Genomic DNA, 21,963 nt, shown 5'->3' on the forward strand with positions numbered 1-21,963 from the left:
CAAGTGAGCGCTGGCACCGCGGCGGCCGGACAGGTCGAGCACATGCTGCGCCAGGTGACGCCCGGGCGTTACGACGCCTACGAGGCCTTGCTGCGCGCCCTCGCCACCCCCTCGTCCGGCAGGGTCTGGATGCTGCTCTGGCACGGCCAGGCCGGCTCGCCCGACGCCCAGTACGGGACCATGGAGGTCGAAGGGCACGGCTACGCGCCCTGCGTGACCTCCGCCCAGGAGCTGTCCGCGAGCGGCTGGAACCGCTCGTACGAGGTGGTCGACGGGCTCGAGGTGGCCCGTGCGCTCTACCCGGACCGCCACGGCCTCTGGCTCAACCCGCACGCGCCCGGCGGCGGCGTCGGCATCCCCTGGCTCGACCTGCGCCGCATCGCCGGCGGACTCGACCAGCGGCCCGCGGGACCGCTGCGGCTGTCCGAACCTGCCATCGAGATCCCGCAGTTCTACGCGCTCCTCGCGCAGAACGCCCACCGCACCCCGGCCGTGCGCGCACTGCGCCGCGCCTGGGTGCAGCCGGCGCTGGGCGCCCCGTACCTCGCCATCGGCCTGGACGTGTACGACACCTCGCCGCCCGCCGTGGAGTCGGTGCGGCAGATGATGCGGCAGTCGCTGCCCGCGGTGCCCGACGGTCTGCCGGTCTCCACGGTCGCCCTGTCCGACGAGCACGACCCGGTGGCGATGTGGCTGCGCGTCAACGGGCGTCCGTTCTACGACCGTGAGGCGCACGCCCCGGCCCCCGCCGCGGGCTACGGCTATCCGCCCGCGCACCACCTCTGACCGGTACGTCTTCCCGAGGCCCCCGGTGCGGCGTCCCCGCCGCCGGGGGCCTCGCGCGTGGTGACGCAGCGTCACGGTGTCCAGCATGTGGACGACGGGCGCGGGTGCGGCCCCCGTCCAGGGGTGCCCACAGCTGATTTTGCGTCAGATTCGAACGAATGCGATCAGCTACCTGACGCTGACCCCCTGTCACCTGCGGTTTCACTGCGCCTTCACGTCATCCGAGGCCGCATGGGCGGTACTTGAGGCGCCGTCGTTTGTGTCCCCGGTGTTAAATCACCGCGCGAAGATGCCGGAACAGTCCCTTATGTCGACTGTTCAGATCTCAGGTAGGTATCACCGCTATCCGGACTGTTCCTGACTCACTGCGAACGTCTGTAGTGTTCGGCCGGTCAAGATGCATCCACATAGCGGACCCGGAGTGGCCCCAGTATGCGCATATTCAAGACCCGAGCCGCTCGGGCGATCACGGCCGCGGTCGCGGTCGGTCTGATCGCCACGGGCTGCGCCAGCGAGCGGGACGGCGACAACGAGAGCGGCGGCAAGAAGGACACCTTCGTGTTCGCCGGTGCAGGCGACCCGGGATCCCTGGACCCTGCCCTGGCGAGTGACGGTGAAACCTTCCGCGTGACCCGCCAGGCGTTCGAGGCCCTCCTCGAGCACGAGTCGGGCGGCACCGAGCTGGTCGGCGGCCTCGCCGAGACCTGGTCGAGCAACGACGCGGGTACCGTCTGGACCTTCAACCTCCGCAAGGGCGTGAAGTTCCACGACGGCGAGGCGTTCAACGCCGCCGCGGTCTGCGCCAACTACGACCACTGGTTCAACTGGAAGGGCACCTACCAGTCGAGCGCGGTCTCCTACTACTGGCAGACCATCATGGGCGGGTTCGCGAAGAACGAGGACCCGGAGACGCCCGAGGCGAACTACAAGAGCTGCACCGCGAAGGACGAGAACACCGCCGTCATCGAGGTCAAGCAGCCTTCCGCCAACCTCCCCGGCGGCTTCTCGCTGAACGCCCTCGCCATCCACTCGCCGAAGGCGATCAAGGAGTACGAGAAGCAGGAGGCGACCGCCAAGGGCGACGCCATCACGTACCCCAAGTACAGCCAGGAGGCCGGCACGGTCGCCGGCACCGGCCCGTACAAGATCGTCAAGTGGAACAAGGGCAACAAGGAAGTCACCCTCGAGCGCTTCGACGACTACTGGGGCGACAAGGCCAAGATCAAGAACCTGGTCTTCCGCACGATCGACACCGAGGAGGGCCGCCGCCAGGCGCTCCAGGCCGGTGACATCGACGGCTACGACCTCGTCGCCCCGGCCGACGTCAAGACCCTCGAGAACGAGGGCTACGTCGTCCCGACCCGTGGCGTCTTCAACCTCTTCTACGTGGGCATGAGCCAGTCGGCGAACCCCGCCCTGAAGAAGAAGGAGGTCCGCCAGGCGATCGCGCAGGCGATCGACAAGGAGAACCTGGTCAAGACCCAGCTGCCCGAGGGCGGCAAGGTGGCCGACCAGTTCATGCCGGACACCATCGCGGGCTACTCCAAGAACGTCACGAAGTACCCGTACGACCCCGCCGCGTCCAAGGCGCTGCTGAAGAAGGCCGGCGCGCAGAACCTGACCATCGAGTTCTGCTACCCGACCGAGGTCACCCGCCCGTACATGCCTGCCCCGCAGGACCTGTTCGAGCTGATGAAGGCCGACCTGGAGAAGGCCGGCATCAAGGTCAAGCCGAAGGCCATGAAGTGGGCCCCGGACTACCTGGACGCCACCGAGGCCGGCTCCTGCGCGCTGCACATGCTCGGCTGGACCGGTGACTTCAACGACGGCTACAACTTCATCGGCACCTGGTTCGCCGGGTTCGACAAGCAGTGGGGCTTCAAGGACAAGAAGGTCTTCGACGCGGTGAACGCCGGCTCGAAGATGGGCAAGGCCGACGAGCGCACCGCGGCCTACGAGAAGGCCAACGAGGCCATCATGGACTACCTGCCCGGCGTCCCGATCTCGTCGTCCCCGCCGGCCATCGCCTTCGGCAAGAACGTCAACCCGCCGAACGTGTCGCCGCTGACGCAGGAAGTCTTCGCCGAGGCCTCCTTCAAGTAGGCGTACCGGCAGGAAATCGATAACGGGGGGGTCCGCCCGGCCGTCGCAACTCGGCGGCCGGGCGGGTCCGTTCATGTAAGACAACACGCAAGAAAGGGGCAAGCGGGGTGCTGCGTCTCGTCGTACGAAGACTGCTCCAGCTCATACCCACGCTGCTCGGCCTGTCGGTTCTGCTCTTCCTGTGGCTCGACCGGCTGCCCGGTGGACCCGCCTCAGCGATCCTGGGGGAGAGGGCCACCGAGGCCGAAGTGGCGCGCATCAACCGTGCGCTCGGGCTGGACCAGCCCATTTACGTCCAGTACTGGCGCTTCCTCAAGCGCATCTTCCAGGGCGACCTGGGAACCTCCGTCCAGACCGGGCAGCCCGTCACGGACGAGTTCTTCCTCCGGTTCCCGGCGACGGTGGAGCTGTCCCTGCTGGCCATGATCATCGCTGTGGCGATCGGCATCCCCCTCGGCTATCTCGCCGCCCGCAAGCGCGGCGGCTGGCTCGACGTCGGCGCGGTCTCCGGCTCGCTCGTGGGCATCTGCATCCCCGTCTTCTTCCTCGGTCTCATCCTCAAGGAAGTCCTCGCCGTGAAGCTGGGCTTCTTCCCCAGCTACGGACGCATGGACACCGGCATCAACGCCACCGACGTGACCGGCTTCGCCGTCCTGGACGGTGTGCTCACCGGCGAGTTCGACGCCTCGTGGAACGCGTTCCACCATCTGATCCTGCCGGCCGTCACCCTCGCCTCCATCCCGCTCGCGGTCATCGTCCGCATGACCCGCGCCAGCGTGCTCGAGGTGCAGGACGAGGACTACGTGCGCACCGCCCGGGCCAAGGGCCTCAAGCAGAGCGTCGTCCGTGGCCGGCACGTGCTGCGCAACGCCCTGCTGCCCGTGATCACGTCGGTCGGTCTGCTCACCGGGTCCCTGCTGTCGGGGGCGGTCCTGACCGAGTCCGTGTTCTCGTTCAACGGCATCGGCAACTTCATCAAGACGTCGATCGACGGCCGTGACTACCCGGTGCTGGTCGGGTTCATCATGTTCATCGCGATGGTGTACGTCCTGATCAACCTGCTGGTGGACCTGGCGTACAGCATCATCGACCCGAGAGTGCGGGTGCACTGACATGGCTGTCGCCACCAAGTCCGAGAAGATCCAGCGTCTCGCGGAACTGACGGCCGTCAGCGAGACCAGCACCGGTGCCAGCCTCTGGCGCGAGGCCTTCCGCCGGCTGAAGTCCAGCAAGATGGCGATCGTCGGCGCCGTCGTCATCGTCCTGTTCGTGCTCATCGCCGTCGTCGGACCGTTCCTCGCGCCCTACTCGCCGAGCGCGCAGACCTGGCGCAACGAGGTCTTCCCCAACCAGGGCAAGTTCGTCGGAGCCCGGGACGGCAACTGGTTCGGCCTCGACCACCTCGGCCGCGACCTGTTCTCCCGCATGCTGGTCGGCGCCCGCCAGACGCTCCTCGTCGGCATCGTCGCCACGCTGATCGGCCTGGTCGCCGGCTTCCTGATCGGCATCGTCTCCGGCGCCGCGGCCACCCTCGGCGGCGACACCGGACGGCGCGTCGACTCCGGCATCATGCGCTTCATCGACATGATGCTGGCCCTGCCCTCGCTGCTGCTGGCCGTGTCCATCGCCGCCGTCATGGGGCAGTCGCTCACCACCGTGATGATCGCGGTGGGTGTGGTCCAGGTACCGGTCTTCGCCCGCCTGCTGCGCGGCTCGATGCTGGCCCAGGGCAACGCGGACTACGTGCTCGCGGCCCAGTCCCTGGGTGTGCGCAAGCGGCGCATCGTGCTCTCGCAGATCCTGCCCAACTCGCTCAGCCCGGTGATCGTGCAGGCCACGCTCTCCCTGGCCACGGCGATCATCGAGGCGGCCGCCCTGTCCTACCTGGGTCTCGGCAACCCCGACCCGGCGATTCCCGAGTGGGGCGTCATGCTCGCGCAGGCGCAGCGCTTCTTCAGCTACGCCCCCGCGATGGCGATCTACCCCGCCATCGGCATCATCATCACCGCCCTCGGCTTCACCCTCCTCGGCGAGGCCATGCGGGAAGCCCTCGACCCGAAGCTGAGGGGCTGAACCACCATGTCTCTGCTCACTGTCGACGAACTGACCGTCACCTTCGGCGGCCGCGGCCGCAAGGAGTCCCGGGCGGTCGACGGCATCTCCTTCGAGGTCGACCAGGGCCAGGTCGTGGGCCTGGTCGGCGAGTCCGGCTGCGGCAAGTCCGTCACCTCCCTGGCCCTGATGGGCCTGCTGCCCTCCAAGGGCCTCACCATCGGCGGCCGTGCCGAGTTCGACGGCACGGACCTGTTCACGATGAGCCCGTCCGCCCGCCGCGATCTGCGCGGCAGCGAAATGGCGATGATCTTCCAGGACCCGCTGTCCTCGCTGAACCCGGTCGTGCCGATCGGCGTGCAGGTCACCGAGATCCTGGAGCGCCACCGCGGGATGAAGGGGGAGGCCGCCCGCAAGGAGGCCGCCCACCTGCTGGACCGGGTCGGCATCCCCGACCCCACCCGGCGGCTCCAGGAGTACCCGCACCAGCTGTCCGGCGGTATGCGCCAGCGTGCCCTGATCGCCATGGCGGTGGCCTGCGCCCCGCGTCTGCTCATCGCCGACGAGCCCACCACGGCGCTCGACGTGACGATCCAGGCGCAGATCCTTGAACTGCTCAAGGAGCTCGTGGACCAGGAGGGCACCGCCCTGCTGATGATCACCCACGACCTCGGCGTGGTCGCCGGCCTCTGCGACCAGGTCAACGTGCTCTACGCGGGCAAGGTCGTGGAGTCCGCCGGGCGCCGCGAGCTGTTCGCCCACCCCACCCACCCCTACGCGCACGGACTGCTGGGCTCCATCCCGCGGCTCGACGCGCCCCGGGGCGAGCCGCTCAACCCCATCCGCGGCTCGATCAACGACCGCATCGCCTGGGCCGACGGCTGCGCCTTCGCACCCCGCTGCGACCGGTACGAGATGGGCTGCCTGACCGGCACCCCGCAGCTCGGCGAGCCCCGCGCGGCCGGTCACCAGGTGCGGTGCGTCAACCCCGTACTCGACGACGCGAAGGCCGAGGAGGTCCCCGCATGAGCCTGCTCGAACTGGACGGCGTCAAGGTCCACTTCCCCATCAAGAAGGGCGTGCTGTTCGACCGCACGGTCGGCCACGTGTACGCCGTGGACGGGGTGTCGCTGAAGGTCGAGGCCGGCGAGACCTACGGCCTGGTGGGCGAGTCCGGCTGCGGCAAGACCACCCTCGGGCGGTCGGTGCTGCGGCTGGTGGACATCACCGAGGGCTCGGTCGTCCTCGACGGCACCGACCTGGCGAAGCTGCCCGGCGAGGAGATGCGCCGCTTCCGGCGCCGGCTCCAGATGGTCTTCCAGGACCCGCTGGGCTCGCTCAACCCGCGGCAGAACATCGAGTCGATCCTGTCCGAGGGCATGATCGCCCACGGCATCGGCAAGGACCAGGAGGAGCGCCGCGAGAAGATCAAGGCCATCCTCGACAAGGTCGGCCTGCCCTCCAACGCGCTCGCCCGCTACCCGCACGAGTTCTCCGGCGGCCAGCGGCAGCGCATCGGCATCGCCCGCGCCCTCGTCCTCGAACCGGACGTGATCATCTGCGACGAGCCGGTCTCCGCGCTCGACGTGTCGGTGCAGGCCCAGGTCATCAACCTGCTGGAGCAGCTCCAGCAGGAACTCGGCCTGACCTACCTGGTGATCGCCCACGACCTCGCGGTGGTCCGGCACATCTCCGACACGATCGGCGTGATGTACCTGGGCTCGCTGGTCGAGGAGGCGCCGAGCGACGCGCTCTACGCCGAGCCGAAGCACCCGTACACCAAGGCCCTGATGTCGGCCGTGCCGGTGCCGGACCCGGAGGTGGAGGACAAGCGCGAGCGGATCCTGCTCACCGGTGACCTGCCCTCGCCGGCGAACCCGCCGAGCGGCTGCCGCTTCCACACCCGCTGTCCGTGGGCCCAGGCCGAGCGCTGCTCGACCGAGCGCCCCCAGCTGCGGGACGTCGGCGGCGGCCACCGGGTGGCGTGCCACTACGCGGAGGACATCGCGTCCGGGAAGCTCTCGCTGAACCAGGGCGAGGTCGTCCCGGCGACCCGCGAGGGCGTCGAGGACAACCCGGAGACGGACACCGAGGCCGAGGTCGCCCCGGCGAAGGTCCCCGCCCAGGCGAAGAAGGCCTCGAAGGACGAGAAGCCCGCGGCGGCGGAGAAGGTCGCCGAGGCCGACGAACCCGCGACGGCGGAGAAGGTCGCCGAGGCTGACGAACCCGCGGTGGCGGAGAAGCTCTCGAAGGACGAGAAGCCCGCGACGGCGGAGAAGGTCGCCAAGGCTGACGAACCCGCGGCGGCGGAGAAGCCTTCGAAGGACGAGAAGCCGGCGGCGGCGGAGAAGGTCGCCGAGGCCGACGAGGAGTCGGAGAAGGCTGTCTGATCGACCCCCGGAAGAAGCCCTCGCCTTGCTTTGCAAGGCGAGGGCTTCTTTCTACGCCACAATATGCAAGTGCTTCAGCAACTCTTCAGTCCGTCCGTCCTGCACACACTCGATCTGATCGGCATCTTCGTCTTCGCCATCTCCGGCGCCCTGCTGGCCGTCCGGAAGAACTTCGACGTGTTCGGGATCGCCGTGCTGGCCGAGATCACCGCCCTCGGCGGCGGTCTCTTCCGCGACCTGATCATCGGCGCCGTCCCGCCCGCGGCCTTCACGGATCTGGGGTACTTCGTCACCCCGCTGCTGGCCACCGTCCTCGTCTTCTTCCTGCACCCGCACGTCGAGCGCATCCAGGTCGCCGTCAACGTCTTCGACGCGGCGGGTCTCGGCCTCTTCTGCGTCGTCGGCACCACCAAGGCGTACGACTACGGGCTCGGTCTCACCTCCTCCGCGTGCCTGGGGCTGGCCACGGCGGTCGGCGGCGGTGTGCTGCGCGACGTGCTCGCCAACGAGGTGCCCTCGCTGCTGCGCTGGGACCGCGACCTGTACGCGGTGCCGGCGATCGTCGGCGCGGCCATGGTCGCGCTCTGTCTGCGCTTCGACGTGCTGAACCCGGTGACCAGCACCACCGCGGCCGTCACCGCGTTCGTACTGCGGCTGCTGGCGATGCGCTACCACTGGCGTGCGCCCCGCGCCTGGCACCGGCGTTCGACGGTCAGCGAGGAGTGAGCAAAGCTACCGCTTAGTATTGTCTTCTTGTACTGTTCACCCATGCCAGAAGCAGCCTCCGCCCAGGCCACCCGGGCCGTCATCGGTGACAGCGAGTTCGACCGCGACACCGCGCTCACCGCGCGGGAACCCGGCGTCTACGACATCGACCTCTCCGCCGGCTGGACGATCATCAACGCCGTCAACGGCGGGTATCTGCTGGCCGTCCTGGGCCGCGCGCTCGCGGACGCGCTGCCGCACCCCGACCCCTTCACGGTCTCGGCGCACTACCTGACGGCCTCCCAGTCGGGCCCGGCGGTCGTCCGCACCGAGACCGTCCGCACCGGACGCACGCTCTCCACCGGCCAGGCGTCCCTCTTCCAGCGCGACGAGCAGGGCAACGAGGTCGAGCGCATCCGCGTCCTCGCCTCCTACGGCGACCTGGACTCCCTCCCCGACGACGTCCGCACGACGGCGGTGCCGCCCGCGCTGCCGCCGACGGACCAGTGCTTCGGCCCCGAGGACGGCCCCGCCCCGGTCGACGGAAGCTCCGAGATCGCCGGCCGGCTGATGCTGAAGCTCGACCCGTCGACCCTCGGCTGGGCCCTCGGAAGGCCGTCCGGCAAGGGTGAGATGCGCGCCTGGTTCGGTCTCGCCGACGGCCGTGACCCCGACCCGCTGGCGCTGCTGCTCGCGGTGGACGCGCTGCCGCCGACCGCCTTCGAGATGGGTCTGACCGGCTGGGTGCCCACGGTCGAGCTGACCGTCCATGTGCGATGCCGCCCGGCGCCGGGTCCGCTGCGTGTGTCCATCACCACCCGCAACCTCGCGGGCGGCTTCCTGGAGGAGGACGCCGAGGTCTGGGACAGTGCCGACCGTCTCGTCGCGCAGTCCCGCCAGCTGGCCCGGGTGCGGCTGAGCTGAACCGACGGCTGTCCACGGCGTAGGGGTGGTGCGGGGTCACCCGTGACCTCGCACCGCCCCTTGCCGTGTCACCGGTCCCCGGCGGTCTCGGTCCCGTCGAGCCAGTGCCGCCGTCCCACGTGGATCAGCCGCAGCTGACGCGCCGCCACCTTCGACACCCGCTCCCGCGCCTCGGGCGAACTCGCCGGCGCCTCCAGGAAGAGCGAGGCGATGATGAGCATCTGGTCCACGTAGAGCTGGGCCAGCATCAGCAGGTCCTCCTCGCTCCAGCCCGCCGATTCCGCGTCCCCGGCCAGCGCCTCCCCGACCTCCGCCGTGAACCGGGCCAGCTGCTCCTGTATCGCCTCGCGGACCGGACGCACCCCGCCGTGCCGCTCCCGGGCGACGAACCTCACATGGGCCGGGTGCGCGTCCACATGGGCGGCGATCAGCTCGATGGCGCGCGCGATGCGTTCCTCGCCCTCCCCGGCCGGGGACACCGTGGTCCGGATCATCGGGTGCAGGCTGCCCAGTGCCTCCTCGACCAGTGCCACGCCCAGGTCCTCGACCGACCGGAAGTGCCGGTAGAACGCGGTCGGGGCGATCCCGACGGCGCGGGTTACCTCACGCAGGCCCAGGCTGCTCAGGCTCTGGCCCTCCAGCAGTCCCAGCGCCGCGTCGAGGAGCGCCTGCCGGGTCTTCTGCTTCTGGGCCTGCCGGATGCCGGGCGTGTGACTCATGCCATGCAGTTAACAACTGTTCTCCCGAATTGAGAAGTGAGAAGGGCGCTAGACTGGGAAGTCAGTGAACAAGTGTTACTACAATCGTTCACCCAATTTCCGGGGGGTCCGACCCATGCTGTTCCTCGTCGCCGCGCTGCTGCTGCTGGGCGTCGTCCTCGGTGCCGTCGCGCACGCGCCGCTCACTTTCTCCGTCGCCGTCGGCGCCGTCATCGCCGTCTGGCTCGGTGTCTTCGCCCTGCGCGAGCACCAGGGCCGAGACCGCGGCACCTCCGCGCACTGACCCGCCACCTGCCCGGCCGCCTTCCGACCGCCTTCCGACCGCAGGAGTCCGATCAGCATGCAGCTCACCGCACCGGCCGGCCGCCGCACCGGGATCCGCGACACCGACGGCATGGCCGTGGCGTCGTTCGTCCTGGGCCTGCTCGGCCTGCTCGTCCTCAACGTCTTCCTCGGTCCGAGCGCCATCGCGCTGGCGTCCGTCGCCCTGTGGCGGGGCACCGCCCGCCGTGGACGCGCCCTGCTCGGCCTCGGCCTCGGCATCGCCGATCTCGTCGTCCTCGCCGCGTTCATGCAGGCGGACGGCACGATCTCCTGGAGCTTCTGACGCCCGGACCCGCCGCACCGGCCGTACGGGCGTCACATCCCGGCCACCGGGATCCGTGGCTCATGCACCGGGCCCCGTAGAATCGGCCCCACCATGGCTTACCTCGACCACGCCGCGACCACCCCGATGCTGCCCGAGGCGGTCGAGGCGCTCACCGCGCACCTGGGCGTCACCGGCAACGCCTCCTCCCTGCACGCGGCCGGCCGCCGCGCCCGGCGCACCGTCGAGGAGGCCCGCGAGACCCTCGCCGAGGCCCTCGGCGCCCGGCCCAGCGAGATCGTCTTCACCTCCGGCGGCACGGAGGCCGACAACCTCGCCGTGAAGGGCCTGTACTGGGCGCGCCGCGACGCCGACCCGGCCCGCACCCGGGTCCTCGCCAGTCCCGTCGAACACCACGCCGTCCTCGACGCCGTCGACTGGCTCGCCACCCACGAGGGCGCCACCGTCGAGTACCTCCCCGTCGACGCCCACGGACGCGTCCACCCCGACACCCTGCGCGAAGCCGTCGCCCGCAACCCCGACGATGTCGCCCTCGCCACCGTGATGTGGGCCAACAACGAGATCGGGACGATCCTGCCGGTCGCCGAACTCGCCGCCGTCGCAGCCGAGTTCGGCATCCCCTTGCACTCCGACGCGGTCCAGGCCTTCGGCCAGGTCCCCGTGGACTTCACCGCGTCCGGGCTCGCCGCCATGACCGTCTCCGGCCACAAGATCGGCGGCCCGTACGGCATCGGCGCCCTGGTCCTGGGCCGCGAGCACACCCCCGTGCCCGTGCTGCACGGCGGCGGCCAGGAACGTCACGTCCGCTCCGGCACCCTCGACGTGCCGGCGATCGCTTCGTTCGCCGTCGCCGGACGGGTCGCCGCCGAGGAACGGGAGCGATTCGCCCTGGAGGTCGGACGCCTCCGCGACGACCTGGTCGCCGCGGTCCTCGAAGCCGTCCCCGACGCCGTCCTCGGCGGCGACCCCGCCCCCGGCGGACGCCTTCCGGCCAACGCCCACTTCACCTTCCCCGGCTGCGAGGGCGACTCCCTGCTGCTCCTCCTGGACGCCCAGGGCATCGAGTGCTCCACCGGCTCCGCCTGCACCGCCGGCGTCGCCCAGCCGAGCCACGTCCTCCTCGCCACCGGGACCGACCCCGACCTCGCCCGAGGCACCCTCCGCTTCTCCCTGGGCCACACCTCCACGGACGCCGACGTGAAGGCCGTCGCCAGGGCCATCGGCCCGGCGGTGGAACGCGCGAGGGCGGCAGGGCTGAGCTAGGGGGTTCGGGGCCCCCGGACGGTTACGGACCCGGTGCCGGGTTCCCCGTGCCGCCCGCCGGGGCCGCCGAGCGTTTGTCCTGCGTGAGGGCCGTGCCCGCGCGGCGGACCAGGTTGAGGTAGCGGTCCCAGTCCCAGTGGGGGCCCGGGTCCGTGTGGTCCGTGCCCGGGACCTCGACGTGGCCGACGATGTGCTCGCGGTCCACCGGTATCTCGTAGCGCGCGCATATGCGGGCCGTCAGGCGGGCCGAGGCCGTGTACATCTCGTCCGTGAAGTCCTCGGGGCGGTCCACGAAGCCCTCGTGCTCGATGCCGATGCTGCGCTCGTTGTAGTCGCGGTTGCCCGCGTGGTACGCCACGTCCAGCTCGCGGATCATCTGCGTGATCCGGCCGTCCTTGCCGACGATGTAGTGCGCCGCCGCCTTGTGGCCCGGGTTCTGGAACGCCTTCACCGCGCTGTCCAGGCTGCCCTGCGTGACATGCACGACCACCATGTCGATGTGGAAGTCGTCCGGCCGGTCGGCACCGCGCCAGTTGGCGTCCGAGGCCGCCACCCAGCGGGCGCCCGCGAAGTCGACCTCGCCCGGCTTCCGCGGTTTGTCCACCCCGGGCAGCCGCCACCACAGCCGCCCCAGCTCGTCACGCGCCAGCGCCGCCGTCCCCGCCGCTGCCGCCAGCCCGCCCACGATCAGGGCGCGCCGCCCGATGCGCCGGTCGCCGTCCTCGGATGCTCCCTTGGCCCCCATGTGATCGTGAACGCATATCCGGCGGCCGTGGTTCCCGCGCCCCCCGTACCCTGGAGGGGCTATGACTGACACCCCGCAGCGCACCCGCCCCCTCCGCGTCCTGGCCGCCATGTCCGGAGGCGTCGACTCCGCCGTCGCCGCCGCCCGTGCCGCCGAAGCGGGTCACGACGTGACCGGCGTCCACCTCGCGCTCTCCGCGAACCCCCAGTCGTTCCGCACGGGCGCGCGGGGCTGCTGCACCATCGAGGACTCCCGCGACGCCCGCCGCGCCGCCGACGTCATCGGCATCCCGTTCTACGTGTGGGACCTCGCCGACCGCTTCCGTGAGGACGTCGTCGAGGACTTCGTCGCCGAGTACGAGGCCGGCCGCACGCCCAACCCGTGCCTGCGCTGCAACGAGAAGATCAAATTCGCCGCGCTGCTCGACAAGGCGCTCGCGCTCGGCTTCGACGCCGTCTGCACCGGCCACTACGCCAAGGTGATCCTCCGCGAGGACGGCACCCGCGAACTGCACCGCGCCTCCGACCTGGCCAAGGACCAGAGCTACGTCCTCGGCGTGCTCGACGACCGCCAGCTCGCCCACGCCATGTTCCCCCTCGGCGACACGGTCACCACCAAGGAGGAGATCCGCGCGGAGGCCGAGCGCCGTGGACTCGCCGTGGCCAAGAAGCCCGACTCGCACGACATCTGCTTCATCGCCGACGGCGACACCCAGGGCTTCCTCGCCAAGCGGCTCGGCAAGGCGGAGGGCGACATCGTCGACGAGTCCGGCGCCAGGATCGGCACCCACGAGGGCGCGTACGGCTTCACCATCGGCCAGCGCAAGGGCCTGCGCATCGGCACCCCCGCCCCCGACGGCAAGCCCCGCTACGTCCTCGACATCTCGCCGGTGGACAACACCGTCACCGTCGGCCCCGCCGCCTCGCTGGACGTCGGCGCCCTCACCGCGATCAAGCCCCGCTGGTGCGGCGCCGCCCCCGCGGGACCCGGCGCCTACACCGCCCAGCTGCGCGCCCACGGCGACGAGACCCCGGTGACCGCCGAACTCGTCGGCGAGGAACTGCGCGTGCGCTTCGCCGAGCCGGTCCGCGGCGTCGCCCCCGGCCAGGCGGTCGTCCTCTACGACGGCACGCGCGTGGTGGGCTCGGCGACCATCGCCTCCACGGAGCGGGCCACGGCGGACGTGGCCTGAGCGGCCCGGCCCCGGCCGGTCACCCGGATCCCCGGGATCACCGGGCGAAGAACTCCGCCAGCACCGGTGCCAGCACGTCCGGTTCGGCCATGTGCGTCTGGCCCTCCAGGGTGCGGTACGCGCCCCGGGGGACCGACTCCGCAATCGCCTTCGCCGCCTGACGCATCCACGCCGGGCTGGCGTCGCCCGCGATCGACAGCACCGGCACCTCGATCGACGCCAGCATCTCCCGCGGCACACCCCCGCCGCCCATCACGGCGTCGTCGTACGCCAGGCTCGGCGCCAGCGCCTCCATCCCCGCCCACATCGGCGACTGCCGCGCGCTCCCGATCACCGCGTCGTCCAGCCCGGTGAGCTGGAGGAAGAGCTCCACCGCGTCGCCCCGCCGCCCCTCCTCCAGGGCCGCCGTCAGCCGCTCGGTGTACCTGGCGCGCTCCGCCAGGTGTTCCTCCGACATGGCGTACGGCGTCTCGTACACCGCGACCTGCCGCACCGGCAGCCCGCTCGCCGCCGCGCGCAGCGCCAGCGCGCCGCCCGAGGAGACGCCGTACAGCGCCGCCTCGCCGCCCGTCGCCTCGATCAGCGCCGCCAGGTCCTCCACCTCGCGCTCCACCGTGTACGGCGGCGTGTCCCCGCTCGCGCCCCGGCCGCGGCGGTCGTAGACCACCACCCGGAACCGCTCGGAGAGCGGGGCGGCCAGCGGCGCCACCGTGGCGCCCGTCGACATCGCGCCGCTGACGAGGACGATCGTGGCGCCGCGTCCGGCGCTCTCGTGGGCGAGGGTGGTCCCGTCGCGCGAAGAGATGTTCTGGTCCATGTCTCCCGAGACTGCCGCACGGCGCGGAGATCGTCGGTGAGGCGGGCCGCGCGTCCGCCGATCACGTCCCGCGAGGAGCGGTCAGTCCACGTCCACGTCGTAGAAGCACAGGTGGTCCTTGATCGACGCCACCGCCGGCTTCGGGTCCGGGTACGACCACACCAGGTCCGGGGCGTCCGGCAGCGACCAGTACGACGCGGTTCCCTTGAACGGGCAGTACGTGTGCGTCGCGGACGGCGTCAGCAGGTCGAGCCGCACGTCCTCCGGCGGGATGTACCAGCGCGCGGGGCAGCCCGTCTCGTGCAGCACCAGCGCCCGGTCGCTCTCCGCCAGCACGTGTCCGTCGCGCACCACGCGCACGTGCCGGTCGCCCGGCTCGACGGTGATGCGATGGCCTGTGGTCACGGCGTCCTCCTCGTAGGTCGGTCCACCCGTACAGCGTCCCTCGGGGCGGCCTTCTTCCCGGGCGTAGGCTGACGCCCGTGAACATCTGCGTCTTCCTCTCCGCCGCCGACCTCGACGACCGCTACACGGGCCCCGCGCGCGAGTTCGCGCGCCTGCTCGGCAAGGGCGGGCACACCCTGGTCTGGGGCGGCTCGGACGTCGGACTGATGAAGGTCGTCGCCGACGGGGTGGAGGAGGCCGGCGGCCGGCTCCTCGGCGTCTCGGTGGAGTTCCTCGCGGCGAAGGCGCGCCCCGGCGTCGACGAGATGGTGGTCGCCAAGGACCTCGCCGAGCGCAAGCGGCTGCTGCTGGAGAAGGCCGACGCGGTGGTGATCATGGTGGGCGGCACCGGCACCCTCGACGAGGCGACCGAGATCCTGGAGCTGAAGAAGCACGGCCACACCGAGAAGCCGGTGGTGCTGCTCAACACCGCGGGCTTCTACGACGGCCTCAAGGAGCAGTTCCGCCGCATGGAGGACGAGGGCTTCCTGCCCCGCCCGCTCACCGAGCTGGTCTTCTTCGCCGAGGAGCCGGTCGGCGCGCTCGCCTACCTGGAGGAGAGCCTGGGCGTCGCCTGACCGCGCGGTGATGCGAGCATGGCGGTCATGGCTACACATGTGATCACCGGAGCCGGCTCCGGCATCGGCGCGGCCGTCGCGCGCCGCCTCCACGCGCGCGGGGACGACCTCGTGCTCCACGCGCGCGACGCCGGCCGCGCGAAGGAACTGGCCGCCGAGTTCCCCGGTGCCCGCACCCTCGTCGGCGACCTGGCCGACCCGGACCGGCTCAGCTGGGCGTTCTCCCACCAGTCGCTGCCCGACCGGGTGGACTCGCTGCTGCACGTCGCGGGCGTCGTCGACCTGGGCCACGTCGGCGACCTCACCCCGAAGAGCTGGCGTCACCAGCTCAACGTCAACCTCGTCGCCCCCGCCGAACTGACCCGCCACTTCCTGCCCCAGCTCCGCGCGAGCCGCGGCCACGTGGTGTTCGTCAACTCCGGCGCCGGCCTCGCCGCCCATGCCGACTGGTCCGCCTACGCGGCCTCCAAGCACGGTCTGAAGGCCCTCGCCGACTCCCTCCGCCACGAGGAGCACGCGAACGGCGTCCGCGTCACGTCGGTCTACCCGGGCCGCACCGCCAGCCCCATGCAGGCCAAGGTCCACCAGCTGGAGGGCAAGGACTACGACCCGTCGAAGTGGATCGACCCCGAGTCGGTCGCCACGACGATCCTCATGGCCCTGGACCTCCCCAAGGACGCGGAAGTGAACGACCTGACGGTCCGCCCGGGCAACTGAGCCCGTCCGGCGCTCGAGAACGAGGCCCGAAGGCCCGAAGGCCCGAAGGGGGGTCTGGGGCGCAGCCCCCAGGAACGGGAAGGGAAGGGGCGGCGGGGGCGAGAACCCCCCGCCCCGCACTGCGTACGCTTCCCGTGTGAACGACACCCCTCATTTCCCGCCCGCCACCGGCATCGGCTCCCTTCCCGGCACGGACGCGCGAGAGGCCGCCAAGGCGGCCACCGGCAGCTTCGAGGACTTCCCTCACCTCCCCGAACTCCCCGCCCGTGGGCCCGGCGCCGACATGATCGGCCGCACCGCCGGTCTGCTCGTCGAGCTCTACGCGCGCGTGGAGCCCAGCGGCTGGCGGATCGGCGACCGTCCGGGCCGGGACACCCGCCGCGCCCGCTCCTGGCTCGGCGAGGACCTGGACGCGCTGGAGGAGTTCACGCAGGGCTACGAAGGATTCCTCAAGATCCAGGCGGTGGGGCCCTGGACCCTCGCCGCGGCACTGGAGCTGAAGAACGGCGAGGCCGCCCTCTCCGACCCCGGCGCCTGCCGCGACCTCGCCGCCTCCCTCGCCGAGGGCCTGCGCCAGCACATCGATGAGGTGCGCCGCCGCGTCCCCGGCGCACGACTCGTCCTCCAGCTCGACGAACCCTCCCTGACCGCCGTCCTGCGCGGTCAGGTCAAGACGGCCAGCGGCTACCGCACCCACCGCGCGGTCGACCGGCAGGTCGTCGAGGCCACCCTGCGCGACGTGGTCGGCGTGCACGACGGCGGGCCGGTCCTGGTCCACTCCTGCGCGCCGGACGTTCCGTTCGCCCTGTTGCGCCGGGCGGGCGTGGCGGGCATCTCGTTCGATTTCTCCCTGCTCACCGAGCGTGACGACGAGGTGATCGGCGAGGCGGTCGAGGGGGGCACCCGCCTGTTCGCCGGTGTCGTCCCCACGACGGACGCTCCATTGTCGGACCCTGCCGGTAGCGTCATGGGTGTCAGGACGCTCTGGCGCAGGCTGGGGCTGCGGCCGGGACTCCTCCCGGAAGCGGTCACGGTCACCCCGGCGTGCGGACTCGCGGGGGCGACCCCCGGGTACGCGCGCTCGGCCTACGCCCACTGCGTCCGGGCGGCGAGATCCCTCGCGGACAACCCTGAGTAACGGGAGGACACACGGTGGCCGGCGACAAGCAAGCGGAGACGACGAGCGTGCCCGCACAAGCGCGGGAGCAGCACGCCACGCTCGCCGAGCAGATCGAGGAGCACCGCTTCCGGTACTACGTGAACGACGCGCCCGTCGTCAGCGACGCGGAGTTCGACCGCCTGCTGCGGGAGCTCGAGGAGCTGGAGGAGCGCCACCCGGAGCTGCGCACGCCGGAGTCACCGACCCAGAAGGTCGCCGGGGCCTACGAGACGGAGTTCACCTCCGTCCAGCACCGCTCCCGGATGCTGTCCCTGGACAACACCTTCAACGACGAGGACCTCGCCGCCTGGGCCGACCGCATCCACCGGGAACTGGGCGACCAGACCTTCCACTTCCTGTGCGAGCTGAAGGTCGACGGCCTGGCGGTCAACCTCACCTACGAGCACGGCCGGCTGGTCCGCGCGGCGACCCGCGGCGACGGCCGCACGGGCGAGGACATCACGCCCAACGTCCGCACGATCGCCGAGATCCCGGACCGCCTCAAGGGCGACGAGGTGCCCGACGTCGTGGAGATCCGCGGCGAGGTCTACTTCCCGATGGAGAAGTTCCAGGAGCTCAACGCCCGGCTGGTGGAGGCCGGCGACAAGCCGTTCGCCAACCCGCGCAACGCGGCGGCCGGTTCGCTGCGCCAGAAGGACCCGCGGGTCACCGCCACCCGCCCGCTGCACATGGTCGTGCACGGCATCGGCGTGCTCGAGGGCTACAAGGGCCTGACCCGGCTCTCCCAGGGCTACGGCCTGCTGAAGGAGTGGGGCCTGCCGACCTCCCCGCACAACAAGGTGGTCGACGGCCTGGGGGGCGTGCGGGAGTTCATCGCCTACTACGGCGAGAACCGCCACTCCGTGGCCCACGAGATCGACGGCGTCGTCGTCAAGCTCGACGAGATCCCCCTCCAGGGACGCCTCGGCACCACCTCCCGCGCCCCGCGCTGGGCCATCGCGTACAAGTACGCGCCCGAGGAGGTCAACACCAAGCTGGTGAACATCAGGGTGGGCGTCGGCCGCACCGGCCGCGTCACGCCGTACGCGCAGGTCGAGCCGGTGACGGTGGCCGGCTCGGAGGTCGAGTTCGCCACGCTGCACAACCAGGACGTGGTGAAGGCCAAGGGCGTCCTCATCGGCGACACGGTGGTGCTGCGCAAGGCCGGCGACGTCATCCCGGAGATCCTCGGTCCGGTGGCCGACCTGCGGGACGGCAGCGAGCGGGAGTTCGTGATGCCGTCCGAGTGTCCCGAGTGCGGCACCCCGCTCAGGCCGATGAAGGAGGGCGACGTCGACCTGCGCTGCCCCAACGCCCGCGCGTGCCCCGCCCAGTTGCGTGAGCGGCTGTTCTACCTGGCCGGCCGCAAGGCGCTGGACATCGAGCACTTCGGGTACGTCGCCGCCGCGGCCCTCACCGGCCCGCTGGAGCCGGAGGAGCCGCCGCTGAAGGACGAGGGCGACCTGTTCGACCTCACCGTCGAGCAGCTGCTGCCCATCAAGGCGTACGTACTCGACCAGGACAGCGGACTGCCCAAGCGGGACCCGAAGACCGGCGAGGAGAAGGTCGTCACCGTCTTCGCCAACCAGCAGGGCGAGGCGAAGAAGAACGCCCTGGCGATGCTGGAGAACATCGCCGCGGCCAAGGAGCGCCCGCTGGCGCGGGTGCTCACCGCCCTGTCGATCCGTCATGTAGGCCCCGTCGCGGCGGAGGCGCTGGCCCGCGAGTTCCGCTCCATCGAGCGCATCGAGCAGGCAACCGAGGAGGAGCTGTCGGCCACCGAGGGCGTCGGCCCGACCATCGCTGCCTCCCTCAAGGAGTGGTTCGCCGCGGACTGGCACCGGGAGATCATCCGCAAGTGGAAGGCGGCCGGGGTCCGCATGGAGGACGAGCGCTCCGGCGAGGACGAAGGCCCCCGACCGCTCGAAGGACTCACGGTCGTGGTGACCGGGACCCTGGAGAACTTCACCCGGGATGGCGCGAAAGAGGCCCTGCAGAACCGGGGCGCCAAGGTGACCGGATCGGTGTCCAAGAAGACGTCGTTCGTCGTCGTGGGTGACAACCCCGGGTCGAAGTATGACAAAGCGATGCAGTTGAAGGTGCCGGTTCTGAACGAGGACGGGTTCCAGGTGCTGTTGGAGGAGGGACCCGAAGCCGCGGCCGACGCCGCCCTTTCGGCCGAGGAGTAGCGGTTGAAGACCCCCCGATCGGCGCATATCAGATGCATACGGGTGGCTGGGGCGCATTCGGGCAACCGTCGGCGACCGGTGCCCGTACAAGCCTTCCGCGGCCTACTGTTGAGATGTGCGCCTGCCGTGCCCAGTTGCGGTCGGGGCAACCCCCGTACCCGTGACGGGTCCGGGGAAGGGCTTTCCACGGCGGAGGCGCTGAGGGATGTCGGGCATCGGGCCGCGTGGCGTGGGCACCGCCGGCTGTGAGAGGGACGGGAATGGAACCGACCGAGAGCGCCGCCCCGGGCTCACGGCTGCGCCTGGGCCGCCTTGCGGTCGTCCGGCGGCGCGGCCGTGAGGACGGGCGGCCCGCGGAGCGACCGGGCGCGCGGGGGCGCACCGGGGCACGCGCCGCGGACGCGCGCGATGCCGGCGCGGCACGCCCGGCCGGCGGGCACGGCATCGGAGAGGCCGCGACGGAGACCGAACGGCACCCGTCCTGGCCCGCGTTGCCCACCGCGGTCGTCGCGGCCGCCGGATTCGTCCTCGGCGCGGGCTTCCTGCGCGCCTTCACCGGCGGCCACGCCCTCTTCCCGTCCGGCACGGTCGGCTGGTCGCTGGCCGTGCTCACCGGCATCATCGTCGGCCACCTCGTGATGCTGGGCCGCTCCCGCTGGTGGGGCGGCACCGGCTCCGGCGCGGCCCTCACCCTCGCCGTGCTGCTGCTCTACGGCTGGGTCCCGGCGGGCATGGTCAGCCTCACCGTCGTCGTGCTCGTCGGCATAGCCCGCCGGGGCCGCTGGCGGCAGGGCGTGCTGCACGGCGCGGTCGACCTGCTCGGCATAGGCGCCGGAGCGCTCGTCCTCGCCGCGTTCGGCACCGTGCCGTCCGTCGAGTCGCCGTCCACCCCCGACACCTGGACCCTCTACACCGGTCCCGGGGTGGTGCTCGTCGCCGCCGCCTATCTCGCGGTCACCCGCACCCTGTTGTGGTACCTGCACACCCCGCGCTCGGGTCTGCCCACCGTCGCCCGCACCGCCCTGGTCCGCCAGGGGCTCGTCGCGGTCGCCCTGCTCGGCATCGCCCCGCTGGTGTGCGTGGTCGCCGACGCCAAGCCCGTGCTGCTGCCGCTGTTCTCCATCCCACTGATCGCCCTCGACTCCACCCTGTGGATAGCCCGCGCGCGGGCCGAGGAGCAGCTGCGCGACCCGCTGACCGGGCTGCCCAACCGGCAGTGGCTCCAGGAGCGCATCTGGACCGCGCTGGACGACGCCGAGCGGGCCGGCTTCCGCGCCGCGCTCATGCTCATCGACCTCGACCGCTTCCGTTCGGTCAACGACACCCTCGGCCACCTCGCCGGGGACCGGCTGCTGCTGCAGATCGCCGACCGGCTGAGAGCGGCCCTGCCGCGCGGGGCGGAGGCCGCGCGGCTCGGCGGCGACGAGTTCGCCGTGTTACTGCCCGTCGCGGACTCCACGACGTCCGCGACCCGCGCCGCCCGCGGACTCGTCGCGGCCCTCAGCTCCCCGCTCGACCTCGACGGGCTCACCCTCGTCCTGGAGGCCAGCGCGGGAGTCGCCGTCTTCCCGGACCACGCGTCCGACGCCGAAGGACTGCTGCGGCGCGCGGACGTGGCGATGTACCAGGCCAAGCGGGACCGCACGGGAGTCGAGGCGTACGAGTCCAAGCGGGACTCCAACACCCCCGACCGTCTCGGGCTGCTGGGCGATCTGCGCCGCGCCCTCGACGCGCACGAGGTGGAGCTGCACTACCAGCCCAAGGTCCGCTTCGACGGCCAGGTCTCGGGCCTCGAGGCGCTGGTGCGGTGGGTGCACCCGGAGCGCGGACGGGTCCCCCCGGACGAGTTCATAGCGATAGCCGAGTCGTCGGGGCTGATGCCCCAGCTCACCGAGTACGTGCTGGAGACCGCGCTCGGGCAGGTCGCCGCGTGGCGCTCCCAGGGGCTGTTCGTGCCGGTCGCCGTCAACGTCTCGCCGCGCGACGTCCACAGCCCCGGCTTCGCCGGCTCCGTCGCCGCGCGCCTGGCCCGGCACGGGGTGCCCGCGGGAGCGCTCCAGCTGGAGATCACCGAGCACGTGCTGCTGGAGGACCCCACGCGGGCCGCCGACACCCTCAACGCGCTGACGGGCCACGGTGTGAAGATGTCCCTCGACGACTTCGGCACCGGTTACTCCTCGCTGGTGCACCTGCGACGGCTGCCGGTGAGCGAGCTGAAGATCGACCGCTCGTTCGTGGCCCGGCTGGCGGTCGACACGGAGGACGCGGAGATCGTGCGCTGCACGATCGACCTGGCCCACTCGCTGGGCCTGCTCGTCGTCGCCGAGGGCGTCGAGGACGACGAGACATGGGAACGGCTGCGGGATCTGCGGTGCGACGCGGTCCAGGGGTGGCTGGTCGCGGCCGCGATGCCGCCGGACGAGACCACTGCGTGGCTGCTCGCGCGGGGGTCACGGGGATGGCAGCGGCCGGCGGCCGCGTTGCCCGCGGCGACGGGTACGGCGGAGGACTAGGCCCACGACGTCAGGCTGTCGGCCACGCCATCTCGAAGTCGGGCCGCCGGGGGACCGGTT

General features: G+C 71.4%; 21 protein-coding genes. 17 read left to right on the forward strand and 4 right to left on the reverse strand.

Going from position 1 to position 21,963, the window contains the following annotated elements; all coding sequences use genetic code 11:
• Window positions 1-3 precede the first annotated feature (3 nt).
• The 8 genes from ACF1AG_RS30320 to ACF1AG_RS30355 all read left to right on the forward strand — a co-directional run bounded on the left by ACF1AG_RS30320 (window position 4) and on the right by ACF1AG_RS30355 (window position 8,960).
• Complete coding sequence (locus tag ACF1AG_RS30320; protein ID WP_359601827.1) at window positions 4-786, forward strand: enhanced serine sensitivity protein SseB C-terminal domain-containing protein; 783 nt, start codon at window positions 4-6, stop codon at window positions 784-786.
• Between the two features lie 432 nt (window positions 787-1,218).
• Window positions 1,219-2,889, forward strand: coding sequence for an ABC transporter substrate-binding protein (locus tag ACF1AG_RS30325; RefSeq protein WP_359601826.1), 1,671 nt, complete (start codon window positions 1,219-1,221; stop codon window positions 2,887-2,889).
• Between the two features lie 107 nt (window positions 2,890-2,996).
• The gene (locus ACF1AG_RS30330) at window positions 2,997-4,001 is read left to right on the forward strand and encodes an ABC transporter permease (RefSeq protein ID WP_359601825.1); all 1,005 of its coding nucleotides are present in this window, start codon (window positions 2,997-2,999) and stop codon (window positions 3,999-4,001) included.
• 1 nt (window position 4,002) lies between these two features.
• Window positions 4,003-4,962, forward strand: a complete 960-nt coding sequence (locus ACF1AG_RS30335; protein ID WP_359751414.1) for an ABC transporter permease — start codon at window positions 4,003-4,005, stop codon at window positions 4,960-4,962.
• 6 nt (window positions 4,963-4,968) lie between these two features.
• Complete coding sequence (locus ACF1AG_RS30340) at window positions 4,969-5,970, forward strand: ABC transporter ATP-binding protein (RefSeq protein ID WP_359601823.1); 1,002 nt, start codon at window positions 4,969-4,971, stop codon at window positions 5,968-5,970.
• Window positions 5,967-7,331 carry an oligopeptide/dipeptide ABC transporter ATP-binding protein gene (locus ACF1AG_RS30345; RefSeq protein WP_359601822.1) on the forward strand — a complete coding sequence of 455 codons (1,365 nt, stop codon included), beginning with the start codon at window positions 5,967-5,969 and terminating at the stop codon, window positions 7,329-7,331. Before ACF1AG_RS30340 ends, ACF1AG_RS30345 begins: the two co-directional genes overlap by 4 nt.
• 69 nt (window positions 7,332-7,400) lie before the next feature.
• Window positions 7,401-8,057, forward strand: a complete 657-nt coding sequence (locus ACF1AG_RS30350; protein ID WP_359601821.1) for a trimeric intracellular cation channel family protein — start codon at window positions 7,401-7,403, stop codon at window positions 8,055-8,057.
• A 42-nt stretch (window positions 8,058-8,099) separates the two neighbouring features.
• Entirely contained in the window at window positions 8,100-8,960 is an 861-nt protein-coding gene (locus ACF1AG_RS30355) for a thioesterase family protein (protein WP_391810710.1), read from the forward strand.
• 68 nt (window positions 8,961-9,028) lie between these two features.
• Here ACF1AG_RS30355 and ACF1AG_RS30360 read toward each other — a convergent pair whose 3' ends face one another.
• Window positions 9,029-9,679 carry a TetR family transcriptional regulator gene (locus ACF1AG_RS30360; RefSeq protein WP_359601819.1) on the reverse strand — a complete coding sequence of 217 codons (651 nt, stop codon included), beginning with the start codon at window positions 9,677-9,679 and terminating at the stop codon, window positions 9,029-9,031.
• Window positions 9,680-9,794: 115 nt separating this feature from the next.
• Between ACF1AG_RS30360 and ACF1AG_RS30365 the strand changes: the two genes are divergently transcribed.
• The 3 genes from ACF1AG_RS30365 to ACF1AG_RS30375 all read left to right on the forward strand — a co-directional run bounded on the left by ACF1AG_RS30365 (window position 9,795) and on the right by ACF1AG_RS30375 (window position 11,549).
• Entirely contained in the window at window positions 9,795-9,962 is a 168-nt protein-coding gene (locus ACF1AG_RS30365) for a hypothetical protein (protein ID WP_102640823.1), read from the forward strand.
• Window positions 9,963-10,019: 57 nt separating this feature from the next.
• Window positions 10,020-10,286: a DUF4190 domain-containing protein gene (locus ACF1AG_RS30370; RefSeq protein WP_191882727.1), complete on the forward strand. Its 267-nt coding sequence runs from the start codon at window positions 10,020-10,022 to the stop codon at window positions 10,284-10,286.
• A 93-nt stretch (window positions 10,287-10,379) separates the two neighbouring features.
• Complete coding sequence (locus tag ACF1AG_RS30375; RefSeq protein ID WP_359601818.1) at window positions 10,380-11,549, forward strand: cysteine desulfurase family protein; 1,170 nt, start codon at window positions 10,380-10,382, stop codon at window positions 11,547-11,549.
• A gap of 22 nt (window positions 11,550-11,571) precedes the next feature.
• On the opposite strand, the gene ACF1AG_RS30380 is transcribed toward ACF1AG_RS30375, so the two are convergent.
• Complete coding sequence (locus tag ACF1AG_RS30380) at window positions 11,572-12,294, reverse strand: peptidoglycan recognition family protein (RefSeq protein WP_359601817.1); 723 nt, start codon at window positions 12,292-12,294, stop codon at window positions 11,572-11,574.
• Between the two features lie 61 nt (window positions 12,295-12,355).
• Here ACF1AG_RS30380 and mnmA point away from each other — a divergent pair, with 61 nt between their 5' ends.
• On the forward strand, window positions 12,356-13,486 hold the full coding sequence (mnmA, locus tag ACF1AG_RS30385) for a tRNA 2-thiouridine(34) synthase MnmA (protein WP_359601816.1): 1,131 nt from the start codon (window positions 12,356-12,358) through the stop codon (window positions 13,484-13,486).
• Between the two features lie 37 nt (window positions 13,487-13,523).
• Here mnmA and ACF1AG_RS30390 read toward each other — a convergent pair whose 3' ends face one another.
• Together ACF1AG_RS30390 and ACF1AG_RS30395 are read right to left on the reverse strand one after the other, a co-directional pair.
• Window positions 13,524-14,303 (reverse strand): alpha/beta hydrolase, encoded by a 780-nt coding sequence (locus ACF1AG_RS30390; protein WP_359601815.1) that lies wholly within the window; start codon window positions 14,301-14,303, stop codon window positions 13,524-13,526.
• 81 nt (window positions 14,304-14,384) lie between these two features.
• Entirely contained in the window at window positions 14,385-14,708 is a 324-nt protein-coding gene (locus ACF1AG_RS30395; RefSeq protein WP_359601814.1) for a DUF427 domain-containing protein, read from the reverse strand.
• Between the two features lie 77 nt (window positions 14,709-14,785).
• On the opposite strand from ACF1AG_RS30395, the gene ACF1AG_RS30400 reads away from it, so the two are divergent.
• The 5 genes from ACF1AG_RS30400 (at window position 14,786) to ACF1AG_RS30420 (ending at window position 21,903) form a co-directional block, all read left to right on the forward strand.
• Window positions 14,786-15,325, forward strand: a complete 540-nt coding sequence (locus ACF1AG_RS30400; protein WP_359601813.1) for a TIGR00730 family Rossman fold protein — start codon at window positions 14,786-14,788, stop codon at window positions 15,323-15,325.
• Window positions 15,326-15,343: 18 nt separating this feature from the next.
• Window positions 15,344-16,042 (forward strand): SDR family oxidoreductase, encoded by a 699-nt coding sequence (locus ACF1AG_RS30405; protein WP_359601812.1) that lies wholly within the window; start codon window positions 15,344-15,346, stop codon window positions 16,040-16,042.
• 136 nt (window positions 16,043-16,178) lie between these two features.
• Entirely contained in the window at window positions 16,179-17,180 is a 1,002-nt protein-coding gene (locus ACF1AG_RS30410; RefSeq protein ID WP_391810711.1) for a methionine synthase, read from the forward strand.
• A 14-nt stretch (window positions 17,181-17,194) separates the two neighbouring features.
• On the forward strand, window positions 17,195-19,390 hold the full coding sequence (ligA, locus tag ACF1AG_RS30415) for an NAD-dependent DNA ligase LigA (RefSeq protein ID WP_391810712.1): 2,196 nt from the start codon (window positions 17,195-17,197) through the stop codon (window positions 19,388-19,390).
• A 260-nt stretch (window positions 19,391-19,650) separates the two neighbouring features.
• Window positions 19,651-21,903 carry a bifunctional diguanylate cyclase/phosphodiesterase gene (locus ACF1AG_RS30420; protein ID WP_359601809.1) on the forward strand — a complete coding sequence of 751 codons (2,253 nt, stop codon included), beginning with the start codon at window positions 19,651-19,653 and terminating at the stop codon, window positions 21,901-21,903.
• The last annotated feature ends 60 nt before the right edge of the window (window positions 21,904-21,963 follow it).

Origin of the sequence: Streptomyces sp. NPDC014764, from assembly GCF_043082785.1 — a bacterium.
In the GTDB taxonomy this organism is placed as follows: Bacteria; Actinomycetota; Actinomycetes; order Streptomycetales; family Streptomycetaceae; genus Streptomyces; species Streptomyces althioticus.